Genomic DNA, 22373 nt, shown 5'->3' on the forward strand with positions numbered 1-22373 from the left:
CCGTTGACGACCGCGCCCGGAGGGGCCGTAAGTCCCTGGCAGAGATGACCTCAGCCGCTCGCCGGGACGGGGAACACGGTGAAGGCCGGTGCTGACGAGGGAGGACGCCATGCCTATGAGCGTCGGAGACGTCATGAGCAGGTTCGTGGTGGCCGTCGAGACGGGCGCCTCTTTCGGCGACGTGGTCAGCGCCATGTGCCGCTTCCGTGTGGACGCGGTGCCCGTCGTGGACGCGGAGCGGCGCGTCGTGGGCATGGTCTGCGACGAGGACGTGCTGCTGAGGGAGATGGACAGGCGCGCGGGCGATCTCGTGTTCGAGGGCCGGGCCCGCCACCTGGAACGCCGCAAGTCGCGGGGCCGCACGGCCGCCGAGATCATGTCGAGCCCCGCCGTCACGGTCACCGAGGAGACGGGCCTTCGGCGGGCGGCGTGCCTGATGCACGCCAACAAGGTGCGGCACCTGCCGGTCGTCGACGCGGTGACCGGCCGCGTCACCGGCCTCGTACGGCAGGCCGACCTGATCAAGGCCTTCTGCCGGCCGTCGGAGGAGGTCCGCGACGACGTGCTCCAGGTGGTCGAGCGGTACTCCCGGCAGTGCGCGGTGAGGGTGGACGCCGGCGTGGTGTCGCTGAGCGGCAGCGTGGACCGCCGGTCCCGGCTCGCGGCGTTCGTCGACGAGGTGTGGCAGGTGGACGGCGTCGTCGACGTCGAGTGCGACGTCTCGTACGCGACCGACGACGTCACCAGGGCGGCCCCGGCCTGACGGACGGGGGCCGGCGTGGCCGTTCCGGGCGTCCGAGGGGACGCGAGGAGATCACCGGGGAAGGAGGGCCGTTCGATGGGTGTGGAGACGATGACCGCGGCGGACGTGATGAGCCGGACACTCGTCACCGTGGAGCCGGACGAGTCGCCGCTGATGGCGTGGGAGCTGATGCGGCGGGCGGCGGTGCACCACCTGCCGGTGGTGGACGCCCACTCGCGCGTCGTCGGCGTCCTGCGTCGCGAGGATCTCGCCTGCCACTGGACCGGGGGGCCGGCCGAGCAGTCCCGCGCGGGGGTCAGGGAGCTCCTGCGCGACACGCGGTGCCCCCACGCCATGCCCGACACGCCGCTGCCCGAGCTGGCTCTGCTGATGATCGAGGCGGATTGCGGGGCGGTGCCGGTGCTCGGCGCGGAGGGGACGCTGGAAGGCCTGGTGACCTCCTCCGACGTGCTCGCGGCGGTCGCGGGGAGGGGGCCCCGAGGCGGCGGGCCCGCCGACGTCAAGGGCGGCCTGTTCCGCCTGGAGCCCGTGCTGCCGCCCCGCTCCTGAGCCGCACGGCCCCGGGGGCGCGGGGTTCAGGCGTCCATGAGGAGGACGGCCGCGCCGTCGACCCGGTCGGCCGCGAGGTCCCGCAGCGCCTGGCCGGCCGCCTCGAACGGATACGGCGTGGTGGTCACGCGCGGACGATGGATCGCGGCCAGCCGCAGGAACTCCCGGCCGTCGTCGCGGGTGTTCGCCGTGACGCTGCGCAGCGTGCGCTCCTGGAAGAGGTGGCGCTCGTAGTTCAGCGGCGGGACGTCGGTGAGGTGGATGCCCGCCACGGCGAGCGTGCCGCCCCGGTCGAGGGCCGCCAGCGCGACCGGCACCAGGTCGCCCACGGGGGCGAACAGGATCGCCGCGTCCAGCGGCTCCGGCGGCGGGCCGGCGCTGCCCGCGGCCGACGCGGCGCCCAGCTTCAGGGCGAGCTCCCGCGCCGCCCGCGACCTCGTCATGACGTGTACGGTCGCCCCCTCCGCGACCGCGATCTGCGCGGTCAGATGGGCGGACGCGCCGAAGCCGTAGACCCCCAGCCGGCCTCCCGGCGGCAACTCGGCCCGGGCCAGGGCACGGTAGCCGATGATCCCCGCGCACAGCAGCGGCGCGAGCGTCTCCGCAGGGGCGTCCTCCGGCAGCGCGTACACGTAGGCGGCCGGCGCGGTGAGGAACTCCGCGTACCCGCCGTCGGCGTCCCAGCCGGTGTACGTGGACGCGGGGCAGAGGTTCTCGTCGCCGCGCAGGCAGTAACGGCAGGCGCCGCAGGTCGAGCGCAGCCAGGCCACGCCCACCCGGCTGCCGGGCGCGGGGCCGCTCGTGCCGGGGCCGAGCGCGGTCACCCGCCCGACCACCTCGTGCCCGGGGACGGTGCGAGGCCGCCTCGGCGCGAGGTCGCCCTCGGCGAGGTGCAGGTCCGTGCGGCAGACCGCGCACGCCTCCACCCGGATCAGCAGCTCGCCGGGCCCGGGCTCCGGCCTGGGCAGCCGCACCCGCTCCAGCGGCGACGGGGCCGGGAACCGTTCCCGGCTCGGCCCGGCTCCCGCTGAAGCGGCCGGGGCTCGTTGTGAGGACGGCCCGATGACGGGCCCCGGGCGGGCCACCACCCAGGCGTCCATCGAGGCGGTCATGCGGCGCCCCGGCTAGGAACGCTGGATGCGGCGGCCGGTGATGTCGACGGGTGCGATCCTGATGTACAGCTCCCGCTCGCCGCCCGCCCACGTGTCGACCCGTGGCTCGGCGGTGGTCGCGCGCTCCCTGTCGGTGATGTGGTGCGCGCCGCCCCGTACGAGCACGCTCCACCCCTCCCGCGTGTTCTCGTCGATGTGGTCGACCTCGAAGGCGACCATGAACTCGGCTCCGGCGACGCCCGTGCGGAGATCGGCGTCCATCGGGCCGCCGAAGGCCGTGCGGAAAAGCACGGCGCCCTGCTCGATCGTGTAGTTGACCGGGAGGATCAGCGGCCCGCTCGGGTTGTTGAACGCCACGCGGCCGATCCCTCCGGGGGAGATGAGCCGCAGGCACTCGTCCTTGTCGAGCCCCTGCAGTGCAGGCATACCAGGGGGCGCGGGCTCTCCGGCGGGGCCGGCGTACTCAGTCATTCGAAACCTCCGGTGGCAAACGCGGACACACAGCCAGCATCCCGCTCGCGCGGGGCCGGCGGCACCGCCATCGGTCCCTCCCGGGTGGGACGAAAGGCCCGGCTCGGTGGCCTTGGCCGCCGCTTGCCGGAAACCCTCCTTTATCCGCATGCCCACGATGGGCACCAACATCACATGGAAGTGCTGAGCAGCCGGATTCTCCTTCGACCGGCCGACCGGGCGGCGAGCCGCCGTTTCTACCGCGAGACCCTCGGGCTGGCGGTCTACCGGGAGTTCGGGCCCGTCGAGGACCCCGGCGTGGTGTTCTTCCTCGGGCAGGGGTTCCTGGAGATCTCGGGACGGGCCCAGGGCCCCGGCGGTGCCGGCCCGCAGATCTGGCTGCAGGTCCGCGACGTCCACGGCGAGCACGACCGGCTGCACGCCGCCGGGGTGCCGGTGCGGCGCGCGCCCCGGATGGAGCCGTGGGGCCTGCTGGAGATGTGGATCGAGGATCCGGACGGCACGCCGATCGTGCTGGTGGAGATCCCGGAGGGGCACCCGCTGCGGCGCGACCAGCGCACGTTCTCCCCGCGACCGGCGTGATCCAAATAAGGGACGAATTGCGCATTTCGTCGGTTTCGTTACAGGATGCTCCCGGCGAAAGGGTGGGACATCACATGGACGAGTTCACCGCCGAGCTCCACGCCCGGTTGCGGGAGACGCGGGCGGAGCTGCGGAAGGCCACGGAAAGCGGCGACGACCACCACGGAGTGGAGGTCCTGTCGAGCCGCCTGGACGCGCTGCGGCGGATCGCTGAGGATCACGACATTCCCCACGGCGGGGACGACGGCTGACACCTGGGCACGCGAGTCCGCCAGGTGTGATCACGTCCTTCCCGGCCGTACGCTTGAGTGAGACAGAAGTAGCCGTATTACCTACCAAAAATGTGGGACACTGAGGCATGAGCTCGTGGCCACGCGCTGAGAGTCCGATCACCGCCGCCATCCTGGCCGCGCGCTGGGTGCGTTCGGCCGCGGTCGACGACGAGGTGGGCCGCCACTGGCTGGCCAACCCCGATCCGCGCGGCCGGTCGGCCAAGGCCGGCCACCCCTCCTCCCTCTACTCCGGGGCGGCGGGGATCGTGCTGTTCTTCCTGGAGCTGGCGGCGGCCACCGGTCACCAGGCGTACCTCGACGACGCCAGGGCCGGCGCACGCCACCTGGCCCGCACCTGGAGGGACCAGGCCGACCTGACGCTCTACCACGGCCTGACCGGCGCGGTCTTCGCGATGGCGGAGACGGGGTGGGCCACGGGCGACGAGGAGTTCTCGGACGCGGCCCGCGCCGCCGCCGACCAGATCGTGCGCAGCGTGCGCCCCATGGGCGACGGCATCGGCTGGACCGGCGATCCCGCTCAGCGGGGGGACGGCGGCATCGTGCTCGGGCTGCTGCACGCGGCGGGCATCCTCGGCATGCCCGTCTACGAGGAGGTGGCGGTGGAGGCGGGGGAGCGGATCGCGACTCTCGCCGTCCCCGGCCACCGCTTCGGCGGCGACTCCTGCCCCGATCTTCCCGAGGACGCCGTGACGCCCGGGTTCCTGTCCGGCACGGCCGGCACCGCCTTCCTGCTCGCCCGGCTGTACGGCGTGACCGGCGGGGAGCGTTTCCTGACCGCGGCGCGCCGCGGGGCGGACTTCGTCCGCACGGTCAGCGAGGTCACCGGCGACTGCGCCCTCGTGCCGCACCACGTGCCGCAGGGGCGCCGGCTCCACTACCTGGGCTTCTGCTCCGGGTCGGCGGGGGTGGCCCGGATGTTCTACGAACTCCACCGCGTCACCGGCGACCGGGGCGACCTCGACTGGGTCGAGCGGATGGCCCACGGCATCGTGGGGGGCGGCGTGCCCGACCGGCACACCCCCGGCTACTGGAACGTGGCCTGCCAGTGCTGCGGGACGGCGGGGCTGCTGGAGTTCTTCATCGGCCTGTGGGCCGCCACCGGCCGTGAGCAGTACCTGAACTTCGCGCGATCGCTCGCCGGGAACCTCATCGATCGGGCGACCGACCACGACGACACCGGCTTCCGCTGGTACCAGGCCTACCGCCGCCTGCGGCCGGGGGAGGTCACGGCCGACACCGGATACATGGTCGGGGCGGCGGGGATCGCGTCGGCGCTGCTGCATCTGGACGCGGCGGGCCGGCCCGGCGAGCCGCGCCGGCTCATCCTCCTGCCGGACAACCCGTTCCCCGCCATCCCGATCCCGGCCGCCGTCCTCAGGGACGGCTCGGCCTGACCCGCCGCTCTCGTACGCGCGTCGGTGAGCGCGGCAGGGACTCCTAGGACAAATGTCAGCCTTCGGACGGGATCGATGAGACTGGCCGCCTGGCGCCCCGCCGGGGACGCTTGACGCATGCGCCGACTGCTTCCCGCCGTGGGGCTGTTCTTCCTGGCCCCTGTGGTCGCCGAGTTCCTGCTGGGCGACTTCCCGATCACCTATGTGGCCGCCCTCCTCCTGCTCGCCCCCCTGTACGGCGGGGGCGCCCTGTTCATCCGTGAGATCGCCCGCCGTACCGGTCGCGGCCGGCCCGCCATGGTCGTTCTCGCGCTCGCCTACGGGGTGTTCGAGGAGGGGATCGCCACCCAGTCCCTGTTCAACCCGGACTACGCGCACGCCCACCTGCTGGACAAGGGCTTCGTCCCGGCGCTCGGCATCGCGCTGCCGTGGACGCTGTTCGTGCTCGGCCTGCACACCGTGTGGAGCATCAGCGTCCCCATCGTCGTCGTGGAGGAGCTGGCCGGGAAGCGCGGGACGGAGCCGTGGCTGGGCCGGACCGGGCTCGCCGTCACCGCCGTGCTGCTCGTCGCGGGCGCGGCCGCCATCACCCTGACGACCTACGCCCAGTACCACTTCATGGCCTCGCCCTTCCAGCTGGCGGCGGTCGTGGTGATCACGGTGGCGCTGGTCGTCCTGGCCTTCAGGCTCCCTCGCGACGGCCGGGCCGGCTCGGACCGCCCGGCCCCGGGCCCGGTGCCGGTCCTGTGCGCCTCGCTCGCGGCGGGACTCGTCTTCATGCTCGCGGTGATGCTCCCCGCCGTCCCCGGAGTGCTCGTCCAGGCGGGCCTCTACGCCGGGGCGGTGTGGGCGCTGGTCACCTGGTCCCGGAGGCCGGGCTGGGGGAGCGGCCAGGGCGCCGCCCTGGCCGCCGGAGGCCTGCTCACCTATGCCTGGCACGGCTTCGTGCAGTCGCCGGTCGTCGAGACGCCGCCCGTCCTCGACCGGGTCAGCGACGTCGTGCTCGCCCTCGGCGCTGTGGCGTTGTGCGCGTGGGCTCGCCGCGCCGTGACGGCCCGCCGCGCCGTGACGGCAGGGCACGGCTGAAAATTTCACGCCGCCCTCCGCGTCGTCCCTGATAAGAGGGCCGGTCTTCGTCGACGGCGTTGACTAAACCGGTCAAGTTCACAACGCTTCGCAGCGGTCTTCGATGGAAGGACGGACCCATGCGACGCAGAGGCGCCATCCTCACCGCGCTCGGCCTCCTGGCCGCGGGCGGACTCGCCTTGGTGGCCACGCCGGCGGCGGACGCCGCCGTGGCGTGCAAGGTCACCTACACCACCAACGACTGGACCTCCGGCCAGGGGCAGGGCGGGTTCACGGCCGCCATCACGATCAGCAACGTGGGCGACCCGGTCAGCGGGTGGAGCCTGAAATTCGCCTTCCCGGCCGGTCAGCAGCTCACCCCGCCCGGATGGTCGGCGGACTGGAGCCAGTCGGGCAGCCAGGTCACGGCCACCAACCTGTCGTGGAACGGCTCCCTCGGCGCGGGGGCCACGACGAGCATCGGCTTCAACGGCACCTGGAGCGGCAGCAACCCCAAGCCGGCCTCCTTCACGCTGAACGGCGTCACCTGTGCGGGCGGCACATCCCCCTCGCCGTCTCCTTCGCCGTCGCCCACCCCGTCGCCCTCACCGAGCCCGTCGCCCTCACCGAGCCCTTCACCCTCGCCCAGCCCCTCGCCGAGCCCTTCCCCCAGCCCGTCGCCGTCTCCGAGCCCCTCTCCGTCGCCCAGTCCGTCGACGGGCGCGGCGCCCAAGCTGAAGGTCTCCGGCAACAAGATCGTCAACGCGTCCACCGGGGCGGCGTACCGGCTGCTGGGCATCAACCGGTCGGGCGGCGAGTTCATGTGCGTGCAGGGCCGGGGCATCTGGGACGGCCCGGTGGACGACGCCGCCATCGACGCGATGAAGGCGTGGAAGGTCCGGGCGGTACGCGTGCCGCTGAACGAGGAGTGCTGGCTCGGTCTCAGCAACATCCAGCAGGCCTACGGCGGAGCCGCCTACCAGAACGAGGTCAAGGCCTTCGTCAACCGGCTGATCGCCAAGGGCATCACCCCGATCGTCGAGATGCACTGGAACTACGGCCAGTACACCGGCCCGTCGTCCGGCTGCTCCGACGTCCACGCCACCTGCCAGAAGCCGATGCCGGACGCGCAGTACGCCCCGTCGTTCTGGACCGGCGTCGCGAACGCGTTCAAGGGCCAGACCGAGGTGGTCTTCGACCTGTTCAACGAGCCCTACCCCGAGCGAGCCACGGGCAGCACGTCCAGCGGCTGGGCCTGCTGGCGTGACGGCGGCACCTGCTCCGGCATCCCGTACCAGGTGGCGGGCTTCCAGACGCTCGTCAACACCGTACGGGCCACCGGGGCGGCGAACATCATCATGATCGGCGGCCTGGCGTACTCGAACGACCTGAGCCAGTGGCTCCAGTACAAGCCGTCGGACCCGCTGAACAACCTGGCGGCGGCCTGGCACGTGTACAACTTCAACGTCTGCGTCAACGCCTCCTGCTGGGACAGCCAGCTCGCCCCGGTCGCGGCCCAGGTCCCGCTGGTGGCCGGGGAGATCGGCGAGAACACCTGCTCGCACGGGTTCATCGACCAGGTCATGAACTGGTTCGACGCCAAGGGAGCCTCCTACCTCGGCTGGACCTGGAACGCCTGGGACTGCTCCTCGGGTCCCTCGCTGATCAGCGACTACAACGGCACCCCGACGAACTTCGGGGCCGGCCTCCGGGCGCGACTCCTGTCGAGCTAGCCGTACACCCCCGCGTGCCCCTCTTCCCCCTGCGGGGAAGGGGGGCACGTCCATGTCCGGGCCTGTCTGGGGGGTTTGCGACTGACTGTCCGTGAAGTCGGAAAGTAAAATCTGCGTCCTGAATGCTGCAAGATGCGATGTTCCTGGCTTAGTGTCCGATTACTCACCCGTGACTGAGTCAGGAGATCCCCCATTTCCAGCATCGCGGACAGACGAGACGACGCCGTCGCGCAGCCGGTCAGCCCGGCCGAAGGCGCCACGCACACGCACGCCCAGTGCCCCATGGTGAACGGGGAGCCGGTGCTGTTCAAAGGCACTACGACCGCCTCGTACTTCTGGGACGACGGCTCGGGCGTCAACGGCGACACCGGGGCCCCCGCCTCCGGGGAGCCCATGCAGAAGGGCCTGGCGGCCAGCCCCAGCTGGCCGATGGGCACCAAGGGGTACGTCATCCACAACGGCAAGCTGGCGGAGTTCTTCATCGGCGACCGCGGCCCGGGAGCACCGTCGAGCGACGGCGTCATGCTCGACCTGGACGGCAAGACGTTCGCCAAGCTGACCGGCGGCAGCTGGGACGACGACTCACTCACCGTCCAGGACGCCGGCGGGGTCGGCCACATCCCGGTGCAGTACGTGATCACCCGATGGGGCTCGGGACCCGGTAAGAAGGGCGCCCCGATGCCGTTCTCCACCGGCGCCTACGGAGTGTCCGGCGACCCGGCCCCGCCGCCCCTCTGCTCCGCCAAAGCGGCCGCGGCGGCAGCGGCGGCGGCGTCTCCGCCCCCGGCGGCCGGTCCTCAGACCGCCACGGCGAGCGCTGGGAAGCCCGCCCCGGCCGATCTCGCCGGGGCCGCGGCGGCGGATCACCCCGGCGCCGCCGCCGGTGCCGGGAATGCGCCGGAAACGGCCGTGGCCGGCTCGGCGAAGCAATCCATGGAAGCCCAGGGCGTCGGTGGCGCCGTGAACAGTGGGCCTGTGAACAGCGCGTCTGTGCACAGTGAGACCGGGCACGGTGAGACCGGGCACGGTGAGACCGGGCACGGTGAAGCCGCGCATGCCGAGGCTGGGCGCGGGGGGTCCGGGCACGGCTGGGCGGCGCCGGGCTTCGTGTCGGTCTCCGCGACCGGTCCACAGGGCGATCAGGGGTTGCCGGTTCCCGTGCTGTCCGCCGCCATCGTGGCGTGCGCGCTCGCCGTCGGCGGCGCGAAGGCGCTGCGCCGCCGCGGCCCCGGCCACGGCACGTGCGAGCAGGTGCGAACGGAGCCCGCGGGCTAAGCCGGCCGCCTGGCGCGGCCTGGAGTCAGGCGCCGTGCGAGCGTCTCCAGCATGGCGGCGACCTCCCCGATCTGCCGCGCGTCCTGCGTCCCCAGCGCGGCGCCGAGGGCGTCGTCGATGGAGGCCGACCGGACCGTCGCGACCCGCTCGGACACCTCGGGGGCCTCCGAGACGAGGAGGCGGCGCCGGTCGCCGGGGTCGTTCGCCGTCAGGACCGCTCCCGCCTCCCGAAGCCGGGCCACCGCGGCCGACACCGCGCTCTGCGGCAGGCCGGTCCGCCGCGCGATCTCGCCGACCGAGGTCTCCGGATGTTCGCGCACGTCGGTGGCCACGATCAGGACCGTGCGGACGCCGGTGGAGTGCGTCCCGACGCCCTCCGTGGGCATCGCCTCTTCGCCGATCTTCATCAGAGTGCGTCCAAGCAGGAACAGCTCGACTCCGTTCACGTCCCCCAAGATACATCCACATTGATGCATCAATCTTGATGTATCTGTTCTGATATATTAGCCTCGCTCGCATGGCTGACATGAGCAAGGGCGTGCTGCGGGTTCCCGGCGCGCGGCTGTACTACGAGGTGCGGGGCGACGGGCCGCTGCTGCTGATCTCCCAGAGCGGGGAGGGTGACGCCGGCCGCAGCGTCGACCTGGCCGACCGGCTGGCCGTGGATCACACGGTGGTGACGTATGACCGGCGAGGGCTGTCGCGCAGCGTGCCGGACGACCCGGCCCGTGCCGTGACCCTCGCGGAGCACGCGGACGACGTGCACCGCCTCCTCGCCTCACTCACCGGCGAGCCCGCGTTCATGCTCGGATGCAGTCTCGGCGCCGTGATCGGCCTCCACCTGGCTGTGGACCATCCCGGCCAGGTGAGCGCGCTGATCGCGCACGAGCCGGTCGCGCCCTGGCTGTTGCCCGGCGCCGAGCGCGCCCTTCACGAACGGGAGCTGCGGGACATCCAGGAGACGCACCGCAGGGGAGGCATGGCCGCGGTCGTCAAGGAGATCGCGAAGTCCCTCGGCATCGATCCCGAGGGGCAGGCGACGGAGCCGGGAGTCACCCGGCACCCGTTCACCCCCGAGCGGGCGGCGAACTTCGCCTTCTTCGTCGAGCGCGACTTCGACGCGGTCCTCGCCGGCGCTCTCGACGCCGCCGCCCTGGCGACCTTGTCCACCCGCGTCGTCCCCGCCGCGGGACGCGCCACTCCGCGTACGGTCTTCGACCGGCGGTGCGCCTCCGCGCTGGCCGCGATCACCGGCGTCCCGCTGGAGGAGTTCCCAGGAGGCCACAACGGCAACCTGACCCACCCCCGGGCCTACGCGGCGCGGGTCCGCGAGCTGTTCGGAGACCCGGTCCTTCCCCCGTCCACGGGAGCACGAGCGCATACGCGATGAGGCGGCCGAGCGGGCCTCAGGGGCGTCGCCGGCGCCGGTGGTCTGAATCTTTCATCGCGGAACGGAGGCCATCAGGCCTGACCGTGTCCGGGTGACACCCGTTGTTGACGGTGCCAGGGCCGCGAAATGAGGCTTTTGGCAAGTCTGTCGACGCAAGGGGGCACATCGATGAACAAGACATTGCTGGGAGTCGGCGCGGGCACGGTGCTGGCGGCCGCCGCCCTGGCGTTCCCGGCGGTGGGAAACGCCGCCGCCCAGACCGCCGGCGCGACGTCCACTGTGACGTCCACTGTGACATCCACTGTGGCGTCCACCCCGACGCCCGGGACGGGGTCCACTCCGACACCCGGGCCGTCCGGCTCGACGCCGTGCGACACCGGCCGGACGGCGCCCAACCCGCCGACCGCACCCGGGACGCCCGAGGTGGTGCAGGTGATCCTCAACCAGGCGACGCTGCGCTGGGCTCCCGCCACCGACCCGGACGGCATCGTCTGTTACTCCGTGTACGAGAGGCAGGGGGGCGTCGACATCCTGCGGGCCACCTTCCGGCCCGCGGTCACCGAGGGGTCGATCATTCTGCCCTTCCCCTCGATTGGCGTGCCGTGGGAGATACATGAGCTGTACGTCGTGGCGACCGACGCGAACGGGGTGTCCGGGCCCAAGTCCGGATCGGTCATGGTGAAGATCTACAACGACCTGGTCTCGCCACCCATCAAGTGCAAAGTGGACTACAAGTCCAAGACGTGGAACGGCGGGATGTCCACCGTCATCTCGATCACCAACACCGGGTCCACGCCCCTCACCGACTGGTCGCTGTTGTTCGAGTTCCCCTCGGCCGGCCAGCGGGTGACGTGGGGCTGGTCGGCGCAGTGGAATCAGACAGGGCCGGCGGTCTCCGCCAGGGGACTGGAGTGGAACCGCGACATCGCGCCGGGACGGACCCTGCGCGTCGGCTTCAACGGCACCCACACCGGGACCAACCCCGCGCCGAAGGAGATCTACGTCAAGGGCGCGCACTGCGTCTGATCCGGCACGGGCCCTCCCAGTGAGAGCGGGAAGGGCCGGGGGCGCGTCTCACCCGCGCCTGCGCCCCCGGCCCTTCAGGACGTTCGACACGTGCTTGAGGATCCGGTCCCAGTCGGAGCCGAACGGGTTGTCCTGCACGAGGTAGGTCCATGTCGCGGTGGGCCGCTTGAGGCCCTGCTCCGCCAGGTCCCTGGTGACGTCCGCCTTCTCGAACGTCTCCTTCGAGCGCCGCTCGACCTCGTCCAGCAGGGCCCGGTACGCGGGGACGGCCTCCTTGTTGAACTCGTCGAGCGGGTTCAGCCGTCCGAGCGCCCGCAGGTGGATGCCCTCACGGAGGTCGGACAGGAATCCGAGGTGCTCGGTCCAGCAGCGGTCGAGGTGGAACAGCACGATCTGACGGGCCGCCGCCTCGACCACCTCCGCACCGGCCGACTCCACAAGCTCCCGGTACCGGTCCGGGCAGGCCTGCCGCAGCGCCTCGGCCCCCGCGTCGCCGTGCAGCACCCGCTCGCGCTGCTCCAGGATCTGCGCCCGCTGCCGCTCCAGCAGCCTCGTGTACCGCCAGGTGTTGCGGTGGATCTCCAGGTTGACGCCCTCGGCGATCCGCTGGGCGTGGGCGACCAGCTCGGCGGCGTGGGCGCCCCGCACGACCCCGCCGGCGTCCGCCGCGGGCAGCGGCTCCTCGGGGATGTACGCCGTGAGAAGGGCGTCCTCACCGCTGACGAAGAAGACCGAGCCGCCGGGATCGCCCTGCCGTCCCGCCCGGCCGCGTAGCTGGTCGTCGAGCCGGCTGCTCTCGTGGCGCCCCGTCCCGATGACGTAGAGGCCGCCCAGCGCGGCGACCTCCTTCTCCTGCTCCGGGTCGCCCGCGCCGAGACGGATGTCGGTGCCGCGGCCGGCCATCTGGGTGGACACAGTGATCGCGCCGCGGGTGCCTGCCCGGGCGATGATCGCCGCCTCCTCCGCGTCGTTCTTGGCGTTGAGCACGACCGGCGACAGCCCGCGGGCGCGGAGCGCCTCGTCGAGCTCCTCGGACTCGGCGACGTCGAGCGTGCCGACGAGGATGGGCCGCCCCGTGGCGTGCTGGGCGGCGATCTCCTCCAGCAGCGCGCTCTGCTTGTCCTCCGCCGTGGCGTAGATCCGGTCCGGCTCGTCGATCCGTACGCAGGGCCGGTTCGGCGGGATGACGGCGACCCTCAGGTCGTAGAACTCGCGGAGCTGGTCACCCACGGCGACCGCCGTCCCGGTCATGCCGCATATTTCGGGATAGCTGCGGATCAGGCCTTGGATGGTCAGCGAGTCGAGGATCTCGCCCGTCTCGGAAGCGGGGAGCCGTTCCTTGGCCTCCACGGCGGCCTGCAGGCCGTCGGGCCACCGCTGGAGGATCGCGACCCGGCCCCGGGAGGCGCTGACCAGGTGGACCCGGCCGTCCCTGACGATGTAGTCGACGTCCCTGGTGAGCAGCGCGTGGGCGTGCAGGGCCAGGTTGACCTGGGTCACCGCGTGCGGATGCTCGTAGAGGTCGATGCCCAGGGCCTTCTCGACGGTGTCGGTGCCCTTGGGGGTGAGGAAGACGTTGCGGCCCTCCTCGTCGAGCGTGTAGTGGTAGCCCCTCGAAAGCCGCCGCATCAGCGCGGCCATCTCCGGCAGCGCGGTCCCCGGGTCGGCCGCACCGGCGAGCACCAGCGGCACGCGGGCCTCGTCCACCAGCACGGAGTCGGCCTCGTCGACCAGCGCGACCTGGGGAGAGGGCACCACCAGCTCGGCCGGGTCGGTGCGCAGCCGATCGCGCAGCACGTCGAAGCCGAGCTCGCTGACGGCCGCGTACGTGACATCACGCTTGTACGCCTCGCGGCGCGCCTCCGGCGCCGAGTCCTCGGTGATCCATCCCGTCGTCAGGCCGAGCTCCTCGTAGAGCGGGGTCATCCACTCCGAGTCGCGCCGGGCGAGGTAGTCGTTGACCGAGACCGCGTGCACCCGGCTGCCGCGCAGCGCGTACCCCGCGGCGGTGAGCGCGCCCACCAGGGTCTTGCCCTCGCCGGTCGCCATCTGGACGGCGTGCCCGTCCAGCATGGCGAGGACGCCGACGAGCTGCACGTCGAAGGGCCGCTGGCCGAGCGACCGCCGGGCCGCCTCGCGGACAACGGCGCAGAACTCGGCGGTACCGACCCAGGCGGGATCGAGGCGTGCGGGGCGCAGGTCCGCCCGGCGGGCCACCTCGTCCTCCAGCTTTCCGGCCTCGGCGACGATCCGCTGAAACGGTGCCAGGTCAACGCTTCCCGGTTTGTCGAGGAAACGTCTGATCCATGCACCTACCCGCGCCATGCTCGCTCCAACGACTCGCCCGCCGGACTGGTTCCGTCTGCCCGTTCATGGTGCCATCATCCGGTCCCGAGCCCGCGCACGCGGCTTCGTATGTACCTGACATGGCCTGACAGGTACGGCGGGCAGGATGGCGTGCATGACAACAATCGCGAAGCTCATCGCCGTGACCATGGACTGCGCCGACCCCAAGAGGATGGCCGACTTCTACTCCCAGGTCACCGGATTCGAGGTCCAGTACGCCGAGGCGGAGTACGCCGGGATCGGCGACGGGACCACCAGCATCTACTTCCAGCGCGTGCCGGAGCGCGAGGCGCCGAGCTGGCCGGGCCCGGACAAGCAGTTCCACCTCGACTTCCGGGTGCCGGACGTCGACAAGGCGGTCGAGGAGTACGTCGAGCTCGGCGCGACGAAGCCCGAGTTCCAGCCCGGGCAGGGCTGGGTCGTGCTCGCCGATCCCGAGGGGCACCTGTTCTGCGTCTGTCCTGAAAGATCCTGATCTGGTCGGAGGGCGACGATAGGGGGAGGTTGTCCAGCAGGCGGCCACGGCAGCGGAACTTTGTCCCTAAGCTTGCGGGGTGACCCTCGACCACCGACACACCGGCCGGCGCCCATGATGTGGGTGGGAGTGGCGATCGCCCTCGTCGGCGCGCTGGGATACGCGCTGGGCGCGGCGCTGCAGCAGTTCGAGGCGGTGAGCGAGGGGGCGACGTTCGCGCTCGTACGGCGCCCCCGCTGGCTGATCGGCGGCATCATCGGCTTCGCCGGCGCGTCGCTGCACGCCGTGGCGTTGAGTCTCGCGCCGCTCGTCGCGGTCCAGCCGGTGAGCGTGGCGACGCTGGTCTTCGCCGTGCCGCTCGCGGCGACGCTGCACGGCAGGCGCCCCCGCCGGGCGGAGATCCTGGGATCGGTCGCGGTGGCGGCCGGCCTGCTCGGGCTCATGCTGCTGGTGCCGGCGCACAACGTCACCCCGGTCCTGTCCGACAGGGACGGGATCGGGCTGATCGCCTGCGTCGGCGGGATCGCCGCCGTCACCTTCTTCGTGGCGCGCTGGCTCCGCGGCCCCGTCAAGGCGCTGCTCATGGCGATCGGCGCGGGCTCGGTCACCGCGACGGTGTCCACGTTCGTGCGAGTGGTCGGCGGCGGGCTGAACGGCGACCTGAGCAGGCTGCTCCACTGGTTCACGCTGGCGATCCCGGTCCTGCTCGTCTGCGCCATCGTGCTGCTCCAGAAGTCGTACGCCGTGGGCTACTTCGGAATCGCCTACGCCGGGGTGCAGGTGGTCGACCCCCTCACGTCGGTCACCGCGGGAGCCGTGCTGCTGGGGGAGTCGCTGCCCTCGGAGGCGGGCAAGGCGATCCCGGCCCTGCTCGCCGCGGCCGTGCTGATCGCCGGGACCGTGACACTGGGCCGCCTGGCCCCCGACCATGGGCGGGCCACCGCGGTCTCGGAGGGACTTCCCGACGCCGTCGGCGCCGGCCGCGCCTGAGCGAGTCCGCGCAGGACGTGGCTGCCCACGGACTCCCGCCAGGAGCGGGTCGAGGAGCTCAAGGCGATGGGCTACGAGGTGGTCTTCGACCGGGAGGGATACGTGGTGCTCCACCGCACCGGCCCACCGGTCACCCCGGCCAGTTGAACACGTCGTCGAACTGGCGGAGGGTGACGTTCGGGCCGAGCCCGCCCGCCGCCGCCATCAGCCCGTCGCGGGCCGCCACGGCCACCGGATTGCGCCAGCGGGTGAGCCGCCCGATCGCGCGGGACCGCCGGACGATGGGCCTCGTCCTCGCCGTACGGGCGGCGGAGTAGGCCGCGAGACCGCCGGGGGTGCCCGCGACCTCCGCCAGCACGACCGCGTCCTCGATCGCCTGGCAGGCGCCCTGCCCGAGGTTGGGCGTCATCGCGTGGGCGGCGTCACCCAGCAGCGCGATCCTGCCCTGATGGAAGGCGGGCAGCGGCTCGTCGAGGCAGTTGATGTCGTGCCGCAGCACGGCGGCCGGGTCGGCCGAGGCGAGCAGGGCGGGGATCGGCTCGTGCCATCCGCCGAACAGGCGGATCAGCTCGTCCTTCTCACTGGCCGCCCGCTCCCCGGCGGGGACGGTCGCGGTGGCGTAGCAGTAGACCTGGCCGCCGGCGAGCGGCATGACGCCGAACACGAGACCCGGGCCCCACGTTTCCGACGCGGACAGGGGCCCCGGCGCGGGCGCGACCAGGCGCCAGCTCGTCACCCCCGCGTACACCGGGTCCGGGTGGCCGGGGAACAGCGCCTTCCTGACCGCCGAACGTATGCCGTCGGCGGCGACCACCAGGTCTCCCTCCAGCGTCCCTTCCGCCGTCGTGACGCGGCCCGTCCCGGGGTCGGCGGCCTCGGCGCGGGTGTTCACGCGCAGGGCGCCGGGCGACAGGCGGCCGGCGAGGATGTCCACGAGCGTCGAGCGCAGGAGCAGCACGGTCGGATCGCCGTACCGGGCGGTGGCCGCCTCGGCGCTCGTCCGGGACAGCCAGCGGCCGCTCGCCCTGCGGATGCCGGCGTCTCCCTGGATCGCCGAGAGCTTCCTGACGTCGTCGCCGGCGCCGATGACGTCGAGCGCCTTCAACGCGTTCGGCGCCACGGCCAGCCCGGCGCCGACCGGCTCGACGGAGGCGGCCTGCTCCAGGACCGTCACCTCCCAGCCTTTCGCCTCCAGGGCGACGCCCGCCGTCAGGCCGCCGATGCCCGCCCCGATCACCACTGCTCGTGCCATGACGCCTCCTACTACATCTGTAGTTTGAGCTTACTACGCCTGTAGTGAGGCCGGTAGGATCGGATGGTGATCAGTCAGCGGGCGGCCCTCGTCGCGGACGCGGCAATCGGCATCCTGGCCGGCCGTGGGATGCGCGGCCTGACCCACCGGGCGGTCGACGAGGCGGCCGGCCTGCCCGCGGGGTCCACGTCCAACCACGCCCGGACCCGGGCCGCGCTGCTGGAGCTGGCGCTGGTCCGCCTGGCCCAGCTGGAGGAGGCCGCTCTGTCCGCCGTGCTGTCCGGCGCTCCGGCAGGGGAGCCTCCCGTCGCGCCTTCCGAGCCTCCCGTGGTGCCTCCCGTGGTGCCTTCCGGGGCTGCCGTGGCGCCTTCAGGGCGCTCGGAGAGCCTCGCCGGGCTCGCCGGGCTCGCCGGGATGCTGGCCCGGGCGACCCACGCCGCGTTGACCGAGCATCGGCGGAGCACGATCGCGCGGTACGAGCTGGCACTGGAGGCCGCCCGGCGTCCCGAGCTGCGCAAGGTGTACGACGAGATGGGCCGCCGGTTCCGGGAGCCCGCCGCCGCCCTCCTGGCCGCCGCCGGCTCGCCCGATCCCGTACGGCACGGCAGGCAGCTCGTGGCCTACGCGGAGGGCCTGCTGTTCGACGCCGTGGTGGGGGCGGGGGAGACCCCCTCGCTGGAGGACCTCCACACGGCCTTCCGCGAGTTCCTCCAGCCCTTCCTGCCCTCGTCAGGCTAGGGCTGCCGAGTCTTGTCCCCGTACCCTCTTCGGGGGATCGACTACGGCATAAGGTTCCTCAGTACCGCCTCCATGTCGTCCCAGCCGTCGTCGCACTGGCGAGCCCGTCCTGGCAGCGAGAGGTGTGGCTGGATCCGGGCGAGTTCGAGGTTCTCGGCTACGTGGTGCATGTCCTGTTCGACGACTTCTGCGACGCAGACGATCCGAGTTTCTGGCTGGGAAAGAGCCTGGAATCGCCGGGCTGGCCGGTTGTGCTGGCCGTGGCGGCGCGGCTCGCGCAGGTGCTGGTGAAGAACGACCTCGCCGCTTTGAGCGGGCTGCATGAGGCCGGGCATCGCCGGCCCGCCCTTCTTCCCACCGCCGATGCCTGAATCACCTGGCTTCGATGCCCGGACATATCGCACTGTGCCTCATGTGGGCGTCGCCACAGCGTGCTCCGCTCGTATGGCCGGGGCGTGCGGGTGTGAGACGTGCGCGGTGGGCGGGCCACTCGTCGTCGAGCATGGATGGACGGCGCTGTCGCGCCAGGTGCCGTCCCGTCGGTGGGACTTCGATCTGTGCTTTCAGTGCTCAGCTCGCATCACGTAGAGGCTCAAACTGGACGCTGAGCCGCATCTCCAACGCCTCCGCGAGCCTTTCCAGCATCGGGATGGTCGGCATCGTCCCGCCCGCTTCGAAGCGAGCCACCGCGGGCTGCTTCAGCCCTGTGCGGTCGGCCAGGTCGGCCTGTGTCAACCCGAGCTGCTCACGGCGCAGCCGTACCGCCTCACCAAGCTCGAACCGGATTCTGGCCGCCTCATACGCCGCACCGGCTCCGGGACGGCCCATGATCTCAGCTCGCTTCTCGGCCCATGCCCTGCGCTCGGCCATGCCGTTCACTCCTCATCCGCCGTGTGAGCCTCAGCGGCGCATCGCCGCAGGGCACGCCACGCACGCTCGATTCGGCGGGCTCGCGCATCCGCTGCTTCCGGAACACCGTCAACAGGATGATCCGCCTGTCCTTGGCGAGCCAGTACGTGATCCGCACTGCCTCCCTGTCGAGGTGAAAGCGCAACTCGCGAAGCTTGCCGCGAAGCTGACGCGTGCAGGGCTCGTCGAGCAGTACGCGCGCTCGGCCAACAGGTCGATGTGAAACGCTGCTGTCTCCTGGCCTTCCTGATCAAGTGCGTCGAACCACTCATCGATCTCCGGCTCCAGTTCCACCTCTCCCCAGTCAATAACACGGACGTTATATGCGATGCAAGGGGCGCGTTCCGGAAATGCGGAGTCCGGAGCTTCTCGGCGTCGGGGGCGGCGGAGGGCGGCGGTCCGGTCGGACTTCGGGATGCGCCTTCATGCGTATTCGGCCGGCGAGGGCGTGCCGGTGAGACGTGCGCGGTGGGCGGGCCACTCGTCGTCGAGGATGGAGTAGACGGCGCTGTCGCGCCAGGTGCCGTCCCGCCGGCGGTACTGCCTGCGCAGCACCCCTTCCAGGGTGCCGCCGATCCGCTCGATCGCCGCCCGCGACCGGAGGTTGCGGACATCGGTCCGCAACATCACCCGGGTGTACGCCATCGGGCCGAAGGCGTGGTCCAGCAGCAGGACCTTGCACTCGGCGTTGACGCCCGTCCCCCAGTGGGCCTTGCCGTACCAGGTGGAGCCGATCTCGACGCTCTCGTCGAACCCCTCGACGTCGTGGAAGCAGGTAGAGCCGATCGCCTCGCCCGTCGTTCGCAGAACCACGGCGAACGGGACGGTCCGGCCGCCGGCCTGCCGTTCGAGCAGCGAGGCGATGTGGCGCCGCATCGCCTCCTGCGACGCGGGGGGCGCCGACGGCCGCCAGCGCCAGATCTCCTCGTCCCCGCCGCCCGCGGCCAGCAGGCCGGGCGCGTGATCCAGGGTCAGTGGCACGAGTCGTACGGCGCGGCCGTGCAGGGTTACCGGTGAAGGCATGGTGGCGGTCACGTCCGAAACGCTAGCGGCGCGCCACGCGGTGCTGAACAGCCACTTCCGCTTATTTCCGGGGAACCGGCCGCGCGGCGGACGGGGTGGCCGGTCACCCGGGGTGGACACAGGGAAGCTCTCCCCTCATGGCTTCTCCGCAGGTCGCGGCATTGCTCCTCCCCTCTGAGCCGCGTTAGCGTGGTGTCATGTGCCTCGGTGATCCCTGTCGCGAGGGGGCGATAACGATGGTCACCGCTCGAGAAGTGAAAGATCGAGTGTTCAAGGCTCTCAACGACCATGATTTCGACGCGCTACTTGAGTGTTTCGCCCCGGACGCTGTTTACGTCAACCCCGTAGGCGTCACCGAAGGGCGCGAGCAGATCGTCTGGTATTTCGACCACCTGCTCAAGGCTTTTCCCGATCTGCACCTGACACCGTGGCAGTTGATCGCTGGGGATTCCGAACCGGCTGTCGTGGAGTACACGATGACGGGTACGCATCTCGGGCCGCTTCTCCTTCCCGGGGGCTCGGTGCTGGAAGCAACGGGACGCCGCATCACGATCCGTGCGGCAGGGATCGCCTCCATAGAGAACGGTCAGATCATCACCGATCGGGACTATTACGATCAATTGGAGCTGTACAGCCAGCTTGGCCTCTGCCTGCCGGAGACCGTGGCCTGACCGTCTTCACCCTCGCGGTCATGCCCGGCCGCATCGGCGGGGCCGACGCCCCTGATCAGCGATTTCGCCCTGTTCCAGCTAGCCGCCCGGCGGCTCGGGCCGTGGTCGACATGCATACCGTCTGGTCGGTACGCTGACGGGTGTGAACGAAGAGCTGCCCGGCCTCGACCTCACCCGTCTCGCCGATCACCTGGGGCGGAAGGGCCTCACCCGCGGGCCGCTCACCGCCGAGCTGATAACGGGCGGCAAGTCCAACCTCACCTACGTGGTCCGGGACGGCGACCGCGCGTTCGTGGTCCGCAGGCCGCCGCTCGGCCACGTCCTGGCGACGGCCCACGACATGGGCCGCGAGTACCGGGTGCTGACCGCGCTCGCCGGCACCCCCGTGCCGGTGCCGCGCACCTTCCATCTCTGCCGGGACCCGGAGGTGCTGGGCGCGCCCTTCTACGTCATGGAGTACGTCGAGGGCGGCCAGCCGCCGCTCGACCCCCGGCTCGCCCACGAGCTCGTCGACGTGCTGGCCGCGCTGCACTCGATCACCCCCGACAGCGTCGGCCTCGGTGACTTCGGCAGGCCCGAGGGTTTCCTGCGGCGCCAGGTGGGCCGGTGGAAGCGGCAGCTCGACGCGTCCCGCAGCCGTCACGTCCCCGGGATCGACGAGCTGTACGACGGGCTCGCGCGGGACATCCCCGACTCCGGCAAGCCGGCGATCGTCCACGGCGACTTCAAACTCGGCAACACGCTCATCGCCGGCGGCCGGGTCAGGGCCGTCCTCGACTGGGAGATGTCGACGATCGGCGACCCGCTCACCGACCTGGCGCTGTTCCTGCTGTACGGCGAGTTCGTCGCCCTCGACAGCGGCACGCCGGGAGAGGCGCCGGACGGCCGGGAGCTGACGGCGCATTACGGCGAGGCGTCCGGCCGGGACCTGTCCCGGCTCGGCTGGTACGTCGGCCTGGCCTGCTTCAAGCTCGCGGTGATCGCCGAGGGCATCCACTTCCGCTACACGCAGGGGCTCACGGTCGGGGAGGGCTTCGCCGAGGTCGGCGAGCAGGTCGCCCCCATCGTGGCCCGCGGGCTCATGGAGGTCTGATGGATTTCGGGTTCGACACCAGGACCGAGGAGCTCCGGGAGCGGCTGCTCGCCTTCATGGACGAGGTCGTGCTGCCCGCCGAGCCGGCCTTCCACGAGCAGGCCGCCGGGAGTGGGTGGGGCCCTCCGCCGATGCTGGAGGATCTCAAGGCCGAGGCGCGCAGGCGCGGTCTGTGGAACCTGTTCCTGCCGGGCGAGCGCGGCGCCGGCCTGACCAACCTGCAGTACGCGCCGCTCGCGGAGATCATGGGCAGGTCGCCCGGCATCGCCCCGGCGGCGACCAACTGCGCCGCGCCCGACACCGGCAACATGGAGCTGCTCGCGCAGTTCGGGAGCGAGTGGCAGCGCAAGGAGTATCTGGAGCCCCTGCTCGAAGGCGAGATCAGATCCGCCTTCGCGATGACCGAGCCCGATGTGGCCTCCTCCGACGCGACGAACATCTCCACCTCGATCCGCAGGGACGGCGGGGAGTACGTCATCGACGGCCGGAAGTGGTACATCACGGGCGCGATGAATCCCAACTGCACGGTCTTCATCGTCATGGGCCAGACCGATCCCGAGGCGCCGTCGCACCGCCGGCAGAGCATGGTCCTCGTGCCCCGGGGCACTCCCGGCCTGACGGTCCGGCGCGGGATGACCGTGTTCGGCTACGACGACGCCGACCACGGCGGTCACGCCGAAGTCGCGTTCGAAGGCGTCCGGGTGCCCGTCGACAACCTGATCGGCGAGGAGGGCGGCGGTTTCGCCATCGCCCAGGCCCGGCTCGGGCCCGGCCGCATCCACCACTGCATGCGCCTCATCGGCATGGCGGAGCGCGCCGTGGAGATGATGTGCCGGCGGGCGTTGTCGCGCACCGCGTTCGGCAAGACGATCGCGCAGCAGGGCGTGGTGCAGGACTGGATCGCCGAGTCCCGGGTCAGGATCGAGCAGATCCGCCTGCTGGTTCTCAAGACGGCCTGGCTGATGGACACCGTCGGCAACCGCGGCGCCCACACCGAGATCCAGGCCATCAAGATCGCGACTCCCGCGGCGGTCGAGTGGATCCTCGACAAGGCCATCCAGGTGCACGGCGCCGCGGGCGTCAGCCAGGACTTCCCGCTCGCCGGGATGTGGGCGGGGGTGCGGTCGCTGCGCTTCGCCGACGGCCCCGACGAGGTGCACAAGCGCTCCCTGGCGTACCGCGAGCTCAAGAAGCACATGGAATGACACCCGCTCTGGGGACGC

The 22373-nt window shown here is 71.7% G+C and carries 25 protein-coding genes; 17 read left to right on the top strand and 8 right to left on the bottom strand.

All coding sequences use genetic code 11. The annotated features are described in order from the left end of the window. Nucleotides 1-109 precede the first annotated feature (109 nt). Nucleotides 110-763, top strand: coding sequence for a CBS domain-containing protein (locus AB0B72_RS26685; protein ID WP_367741706.1), 654 nt, complete (start codon nucleotides 110-112; stop codon nucleotides 761-763). Nucleotides 764-838: 75 nt separating this feature from the next. After that, nucleotides 839-1312 (top strand): HPP family protein, encoded by a 474-nt coding sequence (locus tag AB0B72_RS26690; protein WP_367741707.1) that lies wholly within the window; start codon nucleotides 839-841, stop codon nucleotides 1310-1312. A 26-nt stretch (nucleotides 1313-1338) separates the two neighbouring features. Here the strand turns inward: AB0B72_RS26690 and AB0B72_RS26695 are convergent, their stop codons facing one another. Both AB0B72_RS26695 and AB0B72_RS26700 read right to left on the bottom strand, forming a co-directional pair. Next, on the bottom strand, nucleotides 1339-2424 hold the full coding sequence (locus tag AB0B72_RS26695; protein WP_367741708.1) for a zinc-dependent alcohol dehydrogenase family protein: 1086 nt from the start codon (nucleotides 2422-2424) through the stop codon (nucleotides 1339-1341). 12 nt (nucleotides 2425-2436) lie between these two features. Beyond that, nucleotides 2437-2895: a pyridoxamine 5'-phosphate oxidase family protein gene (locus AB0B72_RS26700; protein WP_367741709.1), complete on the bottom strand. Its 459-nt coding sequence runs from the start codon at nucleotides 2893-2895 to the stop codon at nucleotides 2437-2439. Between the two features lie 174 nt (nucleotides 2896-3069). Here AB0B72_RS26700 and AB0B72_RS26705 point away from each other — a divergent pair, with 174 nt between their 5' ends. The 6 genes from AB0B72_RS26705 (at nucleotide 3070) to AB0B72_RS26730 (ending at nucleotide 9237) form a co-directional block, all read left to right on the top strand. Then, nucleotides 3070-3477, top strand: coding sequence for a VOC family protein (locus tag AB0B72_RS26705; protein WP_367741710.1), 408 nt, complete (start codon nucleotides 3070-3072; stop codon nucleotides 3475-3477). A gap of 74 nt (nucleotides 3478-3551) precedes the next feature. Beyond that, on the top strand, nucleotides 3552-3728 hold the full coding sequence (locus AB0B72_RS26710; RefSeq protein ID WP_367741711.1) for a hypothetical protein: 177 nt from the start codon (nucleotides 3552-3554) through the stop codon (nucleotides 3726-3728). A 107-nt stretch (nucleotides 3729-3835) separates the two neighbouring features. After that, nucleotides 3836-5164, top strand: coding sequence for a lanthionine synthetase LanC family protein (locus AB0B72_RS26715; RefSeq protein ID WP_367741712.1), 1329 nt, complete (start codon nucleotides 3836-3838; stop codon nucleotides 5162-5164). Between the two features lie 117 nt (nucleotides 5165-5281). Further along, nucleotides 5282-6250 carry a hypothetical protein gene (locus AB0B72_RS26720; protein WP_367741713.1) on the top strand — a complete coding sequence of 323 codons (969 nt, stop codon included), beginning with the start codon at nucleotides 5282-5284 and terminating at the stop codon, nucleotides 6248-6250. Between the two features lie 119 nt (nucleotides 6251-6369). Beyond that, the gene (locus AB0B72_RS26725; RefSeq protein ID WP_367741714.1) at nucleotides 6370-7962 is read left to right on the top strand and encodes a cellulase family glycosylhydrolase; all 1593 of its coding nucleotides are present in this window, start codon (nucleotides 6370-6372) and stop codon (nucleotides 7960-7962) included. A 282-nt stretch (nucleotides 7963-8244) separates the two neighbouring features. Further along, on the top strand, nucleotides 8245-9237 hold the full coding sequence (locus AB0B72_RS26730; RefSeq protein WP_367741715.1) for a hypothetical protein: 993 nt from the start codon (nucleotides 8245-8247) through the stop codon (nucleotides 9235-9237). Here AB0B72_RS26730 and AB0B72_RS26735 read toward each other — a convergent pair. Further along, nucleotides 9234-9683, bottom strand: a complete 450-nt coding sequence (locus AB0B72_RS26735) for a MarR family transcriptional regulator (RefSeq protein ID WP_367741716.1) — start codon at nucleotides 9681-9683, stop codon at nucleotides 9234-9236. The genes AB0B72_RS26730 and AB0B72_RS26735 overlap by 4 nt on opposite strands. Before the next feature lie 71 nt (nucleotides 9684-9754). Between AB0B72_RS26735 and AB0B72_RS26740 the strand changes: the two genes are divergently transcribed. Beyond that, nucleotides 9755-10627, top strand: coding sequence for an alpha/beta fold hydrolase (locus AB0B72_RS26740; protein ID WP_367741717.1), 873 nt, complete (start codon nucleotides 9755-9757; stop codon nucleotides 10625-10627). 168 nt (nucleotides 10628-10795) lie between these two features. After that, nucleotides 10796-11653 carry a cellulose binding domain-containing protein gene (locus AB0B72_RS26745; protein ID WP_367741718.1) on the top strand — a complete coding sequence of 286 codons (858 nt, stop codon included), beginning with the start codon at nucleotides 10796-10798 and terminating at the stop codon, nucleotides 11651-11653. A gap of 48 nt (nucleotides 11654-11701) precedes the next feature. Here AB0B72_RS26745 and secA2 read toward each other — a convergent pair whose 3' ends face one another. Next, nucleotides 11702-13978 (bottom strand): accessory Sec system translocase SecA2, encoded by a 2277-nt coding sequence (secA2, locus tag AB0B72_RS26750; protein ID WP_367741719.1) that lies wholly within the window; start codon nucleotides 13976-13978, stop codon nucleotides 11702-11704. A 136-nt stretch (nucleotides 13979-14114) separates the two neighbouring features. On the opposite strand from secA2, the gene AB0B72_RS26755 reads away from it, so the two are divergent. Further along, on the top strand, nucleotides 14115-14474 hold the full coding sequence (locus tag AB0B72_RS26755) for a VOC family protein (RefSeq protein WP_367741720.1): 360 nt from the start codon (nucleotides 14115-14117) through the stop codon (nucleotides 14472-14474). A 117-nt stretch (nucleotides 14475-14591) separates the two neighbouring features. Then, on the top strand, nucleotides 14592-15464 hold the full coding sequence (locus AB0B72_RS26760) for a DMT family transporter (RefSeq protein WP_367741805.1): 873 nt from the start codon (nucleotides 14592-14594) through the stop codon (nucleotides 15462-15464). Between the two features lie 130 nt (nucleotides 15465-15594). On the opposite strand, the gene AB0B72_RS26765 is transcribed toward AB0B72_RS26760, so the two are convergent. Beyond that, nucleotides 15595-16716, bottom strand: coding sequence for an FAD-dependent monooxygenase (locus AB0B72_RS26765; RefSeq protein ID WP_367741721.1), 1122 nt, complete (start codon nucleotides 16714-16716; stop codon nucleotides 15595-15597). A 63-nt stretch (nucleotides 16717-16779) separates the two neighbouring features. Between AB0B72_RS26765 and AB0B72_RS26770 the strand changes: the two genes are divergently transcribed. Together AB0B72_RS26770 and AB0B72_RS26775 are read left to right on the top strand one after the other, a co-directional pair. Further along, nucleotides 16780-17454, top strand: coding sequence for a TetR/AcrR family transcriptional regulator (locus AB0B72_RS26770; protein WP_367741722.1), 675 nt, complete (start codon nucleotides 16780-16782; stop codon nucleotides 17452-17454). A 122-nt stretch (nucleotides 17455-17576) separates the two neighbouring features. Next, complete coding sequence (locus AB0B72_RS26775) at nucleotides 17577-17825, top strand: hypothetical protein (RefSeq protein WP_367741723.1); 249 nt, start codon at nucleotides 17577-17579, stop codon at nucleotides 17823-17825. A 199-nt stretch (nucleotides 17826-18024) separates the two neighbouring features. Here AB0B72_RS26775 and AB0B72_RS26780 read toward each other — a convergent pair whose 3' ends face one another. From AB0B72_RS26780 to AB0B72_RS26790, 3 genes are all read right to left on the bottom strand, one after another. Then, nucleotides 18025-18324 (bottom strand): helix-turn-helix domain-containing protein, encoded by a 300-nt coding sequence (locus AB0B72_RS26780; protein ID WP_367741724.1) that lies wholly within the window; start codon nucleotides 18322-18324, stop codon nucleotides 18025-18027. Next, on the bottom strand, nucleotides 18287-18508 hold the full coding sequence (locus AB0B72_RS26785) for a hypothetical protein (RefSeq protein WP_367741725.1): 222 nt from the start codon (nucleotides 18506-18508) through the stop codon (nucleotides 18287-18289). Before AB0B72_RS26785 ends, AB0B72_RS26780 begins: the two co-directional genes overlap by 38 nt. Before the next feature lie 278 nt (nucleotides 18509-18786). Further along, on the bottom strand, nucleotides 18787-19398 hold the full coding sequence (locus AB0B72_RS26790; RefSeq protein WP_367741726.1) for a GNAT family N-acetyltransferase: 612 nt from the start codon (nucleotides 19396-19398) through the stop codon (nucleotides 18787-18789). A 224-nt stretch (nucleotides 19399-19622) separates the two neighbouring features. Here AB0B72_RS26790 and AB0B72_RS26795 point away from each other — a divergent pair, with 224 nt between their 5' ends. From AB0B72_RS26795 to AB0B72_RS26805, 3 genes are all read left to right on the top strand, one after another. Continuing rightward, a complete protein-coding gene (locus tag AB0B72_RS26795) occupies nucleotides 19623-20057 on the top strand; it encodes an ester cyclase (protein WP_367741727.1) in 435 nt (144 codons plus the stop codon). A 142-nt stretch (nucleotides 20058-20199) separates the two neighbouring features. Then, on the top strand, nucleotides 20200-21150 hold the full coding sequence (locus AB0B72_RS26800) for a phosphotransferase family protein (protein ID WP_367741728.1): 951 nt from the start codon (nucleotides 20200-20202) through the stop codon (nucleotides 21148-21150). Beyond that, nucleotides 21150-22355 carry an acyl-CoA dehydrogenase family protein gene (locus tag AB0B72_RS26805; RefSeq protein WP_367741729.1) on the top strand — a complete coding sequence of 402 codons (1206 nt, stop codon included), beginning with the start codon at nucleotides 21150-21152 and terminating at the stop codon, nucleotides 22353-22355. The genes AB0B72_RS26800 and AB0B72_RS26805 overlap by 1 nt, the downstream gene beginning before the upstream one ends. Nucleotides 22356-22373 lie beyond the last annotated feature (18 nt).

Origin of the sequence: Microbispora sp. NPDC049125, from assembly GCF_040802045.1 — a bacterium.
In the GTDB taxonomy this organism is placed as follows: Bacteria; Actinomycetota; Actinomycetes; order Streptosporangiales; family Streptosporangiaceae; genus Microbispora.

What these genes read in the sequence shown, in the direction of transcription:
- AB0B72_RS26685 (WP_367741706.1), top strand. Translation starts at nt 110, where the DNA reads ATGCCTATGAGCGTCGGAGACGTCATGAGCAGGTTCGTGGTGGCCGTC.
- AB0B72_RS26690 (WP_367741707.1), top strand. Translation starts at nt 839, where the DNA reads ATGGGTGTGGAGACGATGACCGCGGCGGACGTGATGAGCCGGACACTC.
- AB0B72_RS26695 (WP_367741708.1), bottom strand. Translation starts at nt 2,424, where the DNA reads ATGACCGCCTCGATGGACGCCTGGGTGGTGGCCCGCCCGGGGCCCGTC.
- AB0B72_RS26700 (WP_367741709.1), bottom strand. Translation starts at nt 2,895, where the DNA reads ATGACTGAGTACGCCGGCCCCGCCGGAGAGCCCGCGCCCCCTGGTATG.
- AB0B72_RS26705 (WP_367741710.1), top strand. Translation starts at nt 3,070, where the DNA reads ATGGAAGTGCTGAGCAGCCGGATTCTCCTTCGACCGGCCGACCGGGCG.
- AB0B72_RS26710 (WP_367741711.1), top strand. Translation starts at nt 3,552, where the DNA reads ATGGACGAGTTCACCGCCGAGCTCCACGCCCGGTTGCGGGAGACGCGG.
- AB0B72_RS26715 (WP_367741712.1), top strand. Translation starts at nt 3,836, where the DNA reads ATGAGCTCGTGGCCACGCGCTGAGAGTCCGATCACCGCCGCCATCCTG.
- AB0B72_RS26720 (WP_367741713.1), top strand. Translation starts at nt 5,282, where the DNA reads ATGCGCCGACTGCTTCCCGCCGTGGGGCTGTTCTTCCTGGCCCCTGTG.
- AB0B72_RS26725 (WP_367741714.1), top strand. Translation starts at nt 6,370, where the DNA reads ATGCGACGCAGAGGCGCCATCCTCACCGCGCTCGGCCTCCTGGCCGCG.
- AB0B72_RS26730 (WP_367741715.1), top strand. Translation starts at nt 8,245, where the DNA reads ATGGTGAACGGGGAGCCGGTGCTGTTCAAAGGCACTACGACCGCCTCG.
- AB0B72_RS26740 (WP_367741717.1), top strand. Translation starts at nt 9,755, where the DNA reads ATGGCTGACATGAGCAAGGGCGTGCTGCGGGTTCCCGGCGCGCGGCTG.
- AB0B72_RS26745 (WP_367741718.1), top strand. Translation starts at nt 10,796, where the DNA reads ATGAACAAGACATTGCTGGGAGTCGGCGCGGGCACGGTGCTGGCGGCC.
- secA2 (WP_367741719.1), bottom strand. Translation starts at nt 13,978, where the DNA reads ATGGCGCGGGTAGGTGCATGGATCAGACGTTTCCTCGACAAACCGGGA.
- AB0B72_RS26755 (WP_367741720.1), top strand. Translation starts at nt 14,115, where the DNA reads ATGACAACAATCGCGAAGCTCATCGCCGTGACCATGGACTGCGCCGAC.
- AB0B72_RS26760 (WP_367741805.1), top strand. Translation starts at nt 14,592, where the DNA reads ATGTGGGTGGGAGTGGCGATCGCCCTCGTCGGCGCGCTGGGATACGCG.
- AB0B72_RS26765 (WP_367741721.1), bottom strand. Translation starts at nt 16,716, where the DNA reads ATGGCACGAGCAGTGGTGATCGGGGCGGGCATCGGCGGCCTGACGGCG.
- AB0B72_RS26770 (WP_367741722.1), top strand. Translation starts at nt 16,780, where the DNA reads ATGGTGATCAGTCAGCGGGCGGCCCTCGTCGCGGACGCGGCAATCGGC.
- AB0B72_RS26780 (WP_367741724.1), bottom strand. Translation starts at nt 18,324, where the DNA reads ATGGCCGAGCGCAGGGCATGGGCCGAGAAGCGAGCTGAGATCATGGGC.
- AB0B72_RS26795 (WP_367741727.1), top strand. Translation starts at nt 19,623, where the DNA reads ATGGTCACCGCTCGAGAAGTGAAAGATCGAGTGTTCAAGGCTCTCAAC.
- AB0B72_RS26805 (WP_367741729.1), top strand. Translation starts at nt 21,150, where the DNA reads ATGGATTTCGGGTTCGACACCAGGACCGAGGAGCTCCGGGAGCGGCTG.